7 protein-coding genes are annotated in these 4,181 nt (G+C 43.2%); 2 read left to right on the top strand and 5 right to left on the bottom strand.

All coding sequences use genetic code 11. The features are described from left to right. Positions 1-213 (top strand): nicotinamide riboside transporter PnuC (gene pnuC / locus Q0192_RS00475; RefSeq protein ID WP_299284438.1); only part of this gene is annotated, 213 nt, incomplete at its 5' end. Between the two features lie 59 nt (positions 214-272). Continuing rightward, entirely contained in the window at positions 273-815 is a 543-nt protein-coding gene (locus tag Q0192_RS00470) for an ATP-binding protein (protein ID WP_299284435.1), read from the top strand. Here the strand turns inward: Q0192_RS00470 and Q0192_RS00465 are convergent. The 5 genes from Q0192_RS00465 to Q0192_RS00445 all read right to left on the bottom strand — a co-directional run bounded on the left by Q0192_RS00465 (position 812) and on the right by Q0192_RS00445 (position 4,135). Next, on the bottom strand, positions 812-1,033 hold the full coding sequence (locus tag Q0192_RS00465; RefSeq protein WP_299284432.1) for a hypothetical protein: 222 nt from the start codon (positions 1,031-1,033) through the stop codon (positions 812-814). The genes Q0192_RS00470 and Q0192_RS00465 overlap by 4 nt on opposite strands. A gap of 83 nt (positions 1,034-1,116) precedes the next feature. Beyond that, the gene (locus Q0192_RS00460; RefSeq protein ID WP_299284429.1) at positions 1,117-1,911 is read right to left on the bottom strand and encodes an SDR family oxidoreductase; all 795 of its coding nucleotides are present in this window, start codon (positions 1,909-1,911) and stop codon (positions 1,117-1,119) included. 120 nt (positions 1,912-2,031) lie between these two features. Continuing rightward, positions 2,032-2,526, bottom strand: a complete 495-nt coding sequence (locus tag Q0192_RS00455; RefSeq protein WP_299284426.1) for a thioredoxin-like domain-containing protein — start codon at positions 2,524-2,526, stop codon at positions 2,032-2,034. Positions 2,527-2,553: 27 nt separating this feature from the next. Further along, positions 2,554-3,567 (bottom strand): Gfo/Idh/MocA family oxidoreductase, encoded by a 1,014-nt coding sequence (locus Q0192_RS00450; protein WP_299284423.1) that lies wholly within the window; start codon positions 3,565-3,567, stop codon positions 2,554-2,556. Positions 3,568-3,793: 226 nt separating this feature from the next. Then, entirely contained in the window at positions 3,794-4,135 is a 342-nt protein-coding gene (locus Q0192_RS00445; protein WP_299284440.1) for an SDR family oxidoreductase, read from the bottom strand. Positions 4,136-4,181 lie beyond the last annotated feature (46 nt).

Raw genomic sequence — 4,181 nt, 5'->3', positions numbered from 1 at the left:
GATAGTTTTTGTACGGCCTGCAGTTTGATTGCCCAGGTTTTCCTCGCTCGAAAAGTATTGGAAAACTGGTTGATATGGGTTTTTGTTGATGTGATTTATGTGATCGTTTATACGGCTAAAAATCTGCATTTAACCGCCGGCATGTACGCGTTGTATTTAATTATTGCGGCGTTAGGTTACCGGGATTGGCGGCGAGATTACCGGTTGCCATAGAGACGTTGCATGCAACGTCTCTACAATTTTATCGGAATGACAGAATTTCAACCTTAACAATGAACCCAAAAATCATCAAAATAGCAATCGTCGGCCCGGAATCCACCGGAAAATCTACAATGTCTAAATACCTGGCCGATTATTACCAAACCATTTGGGTACCCGAATTTGCACGCGGCTACTGCGAAAACTTAACGGGAGATTGCACTTTGCAGGATGAAATCAACATGTTTTACGGACAGTTGGCGCTGGAGAAAGAACTGCTGCCAAAAGCCAACCGACTGCTCATTTGCGACACTACTTTTATCACCATAAAAATTTGGAGCGATGCCTTGTTTGATGGTACGCCGCAGGAAGTGCTGGACGAATTGCCCAAACACCAGTACGATTTTTATTTATTGCTGGATATTGATATGCCCTGGCAGGATGATCCGTTGCGCAACTTCCCAACGCAGCGCGAACATTTTATGCAGGTTTGGCACCAGGAATTAAAAGCGTTGAATGCCAATTATAAAGTAGTTTCCGGGATTGGGGAAGCGCGTTTTCAAAATGCAGTAAAAGCCATTGATGCCTTTACCGCAAAATTAAATCTTTCAGCTTAATGGCTGGTTTTGGTGGTATCGCTGCCGGAAGAATTTCCCGCGGCACTTGTGCCCGTTGTGCCTGAGGAGCCTTTGATCGCTTGCGTAGTATCGCCAGCGCCAGAACTGCCTGCCGAACCGGAATCTGCCACGGCATTGCCTGTTTTTGCAGTATTGCTGTTGCAGGCAGATAAAGCCAGTCCGGCAAAAATGGCAATCATAAAACTTATCTTTTTCATCTTGAAATTGTTTACTCAATAAGCGGCAGCCAATCTTTTTGTTTTTCCAAAAAGCTTGGCAATGCTTCTTTTACCCCTATATTTTAGATAATGCTTTTTACCACGCCGCCATCAACGCGAATGGCCGAACCATTGGTTCCGGCAGCCAGCGGACTGGCGATGTAACAAACCATATTGGCAATTTCCTGCGGAGAAATAAAGCGTTGCAGGATAGAGCTTGGGCGCATTTCCTTAAAAAACTCATCTTCTACCTGGTCCTTGCTTTTGTTTTGTTTCGCAGCCAAACCCTCAATAAAACTGCCAACGCCTTCTGATAAAGTTGGGCCTGGAAGAACGGAATTAACGGTAACGTTGGTATGTTTGGTTAATTCGGCCAAACCGCGCGAAACAGCTAATTGTGCAGTTTTGGTCATGCCGTAATGAATCATTTCTTCCGGAATGTTGATGGCAGATTCGCTCGAAATAAAAATAATACGTCCCCAGTTTTTATCCAGCATTTTTTTAAGGTAAGCGCGCGATAAACGGATGCCGCTCATCACGTTCACTTCAAAAAATTGCAGCCAGTCTTCATCTGCAATTTCATCAAAATGTTTTGGTTCAAAAATCCCTACATTATTTATCAAAATATCAATTTCAGGGATTGCCGCAATCAGGTTTTCTACTTCTTCCGGTTTAGAAAAATCGGCTGCAACACCTTTAATATTTGTGCTGCCGGTTTCCTCCTTTAATTTTTTAACAGCTTCGTTTACACGTTCTGTCGTGCGGCCGTTCAAATAAACATGCACACCTTCTGTAGCCAAAGTTTTGGCAATGGCATAACCAATCCCGGCGGTCGAGCCGGTTATCAAGGCAGTTTTATCTTTCAGTTGAAAATCCATTAATCCAAAATTTTTATCGGTAAAAACAGTAATACCGTTGAAACTAGGAACAAAATCCAACGTTAAAAGATTTGCATCAACTTTAAAACCACGCTTAAAAATAGGTGCTAAAAGAAGTATTTACTTTTTGATGGCTTTTACCAAATCTTCCACTTCCGGTATTTTCGGGAAAACTTTAACCAACTGGTGGCTTTTATCATAAATAGCTTCGTAAGGCGTGGTAGATACCTGATAAAACCTTTGCACTAAATAGGTATAACCTTCTGTTCCGATGGTAATGTTTGGATATTTTTTCAGCCCGTAATCCTTTACAAATTTGGTCATCGCTTTAAACTGGCGTTGCGGGTCAACAAACGTGATCATTACAATTTGTGTGTTGCCAAACTCTTTGATATGCTTGGTCAGTTGTTCTGTTAAGTGCTGGCAATGCGGACAATCAGGCGCAAAATAAATCAGCATCACCGGAATATTTTTTTTGAGGTTTGCCGGTGTAGCGTAAGTGCTGTCGGTTGTTAAAATTTTATAAGGCGGGATGTTTTTATTGGCCGGGCCATCTTGCGAACAAGCGGAAAAAGTAATGCCAATAAACAATAAAAACAGGTACAAGGGTTTCATGCGGATGCTTCTTTTAGGGCAATAAAATTATTCAATAATACTTAATTGGGTGATGATGTCATCTTCGGTAATTGGAAACGGTTTTTTGTGGCGGATCGTTTGGTGCACGGCATCAAAAATACCCATAAAATTACCTTTCAGCGAAGGAACCCATTCGGTTTCCATTTTTTCGGTTTCAGGGTTAATGTAGGTCAGCTCGCCTTGCATGCCTTCTTCCTCCACACCAAAACCAACAGCCAGCGGAGACATGCCTTGGTCTAACTGCGCTTCCTGCGTGTCCGACCGTTGTTTAATAAAACTGCCGCGCGAACCGTGCAGCACAAAACCGGGCAAAGCTTTGGCCACCAACATGCTGGCGTATAAAAATACGTTCATGCCTTCTGCATATTTTAGGTGGAGAAAGGCATAATCGGGTACTTCTGTTTTCAGCCGGAAGTTGCCCAGCGTTTTGGTGAAGCTTAGCGGTTTGCCAAACAAATCGAGCGTTTGGTCAATTAAATGCGGGCCTAAATCATACAACAATCCGCTGGCTGGCATCGGTGTTTCTTTAAATACTTTTGGCCCGATTTCTGGCCGCCAGCGGTCGTACCGAAAATGTACTTCCACTATTTTGCCTAATTTTCCGGTTTCAAGCACTTGTTTTACGGCCATCACATCGCTGTCCCAGCGGCGGTTTTGGTAAACTAAAACTTCCCGGTTTACTTCCCGGCCTAAATCAAACAAAACTTTGGCTTCTGCGGATGTTGGTGCAATTGGTTTTTCAATCAATACATGTTTGCCGGCTTGCAATGCTGCTTTTGCATGGTCAAAATGGGCGAAGTTGGGTGTATTTACCACAATCAATTCTAAAGTTGGATCATTGATCAGTTCGTCAATTGTATCGTAGCTTTTAATTTCCGGGTAAAATTGCCGTGCTTTTTTGGTGTTTCTTTCTACAATGGCATCCAGGCTAAAAGCCGGATTTGCATTTAAAAAAGGTGCATGAAATATTCTACCAGACATGCCGAAAGCCAGTAAGCCGGTTTTTATGGGTTGGTCCATTTTAATAAACTTGTTTTTTATTGAATACTTCTTTTATGGTATAAAATTTAAGGTCATCCCCCTAACCCCCTTCAAAGGGGGAAGCCTATCGCCGACCTTACTAAACATTTGAAAAGTACACGCCAGAAAGATATACGCCCTGTTTCCCCCTTTGAAGGGGGTTAGGGGGATGAATTGGCTTCTTGTCATTATCTACTCTCTTCATTAAAAATCAATAAATTTCCTGCTAAAAAATACTTCTCACCGCGCCGCCATCAACCTGAATGGTAGTCCCGGTAATGTACGATGCTTTTTCGGAAGCTAAAAAAGTAATCAATGCGGCCAGTTCTTCCGGTTTGCCGATGCGCCGCAACGGGATATTTTTCGCCCTTTCTTTTAACGCTTCTTCCTCGGCCATTCCCGCAGCTAACTGTTGTGTAATGCTGGTTGTTCGAACGCGGTCGGTCAAAATCAAGCCCGGGCAAACATTGTTCACCGTAATCTGGTCCGGTCCAGCTTCGTCGGCCAGCATTTTGGCCATGCCGATAACGCCCATTCGGATGCTGGTTGAAAGGACCGAATTTTCCAGAACAGATTTAACAGAAAGACTGGTAATATTGATGATCCGCCCGCTT

The organism is uncultured Mucilaginibacter sp. (assembly GCF_937859865.1).
Classification (GTDB): domain Bacteria; phylum Bacteroidota; class Bacteroidia; order Sphingobacteriales; family Sphingobacteriaceae; genus Mucilaginibacter_A.
Note: the sequence above shows the minus strand (reverse complement) of the source record. Positions and strands in the feature narration are given on the sequence as shown.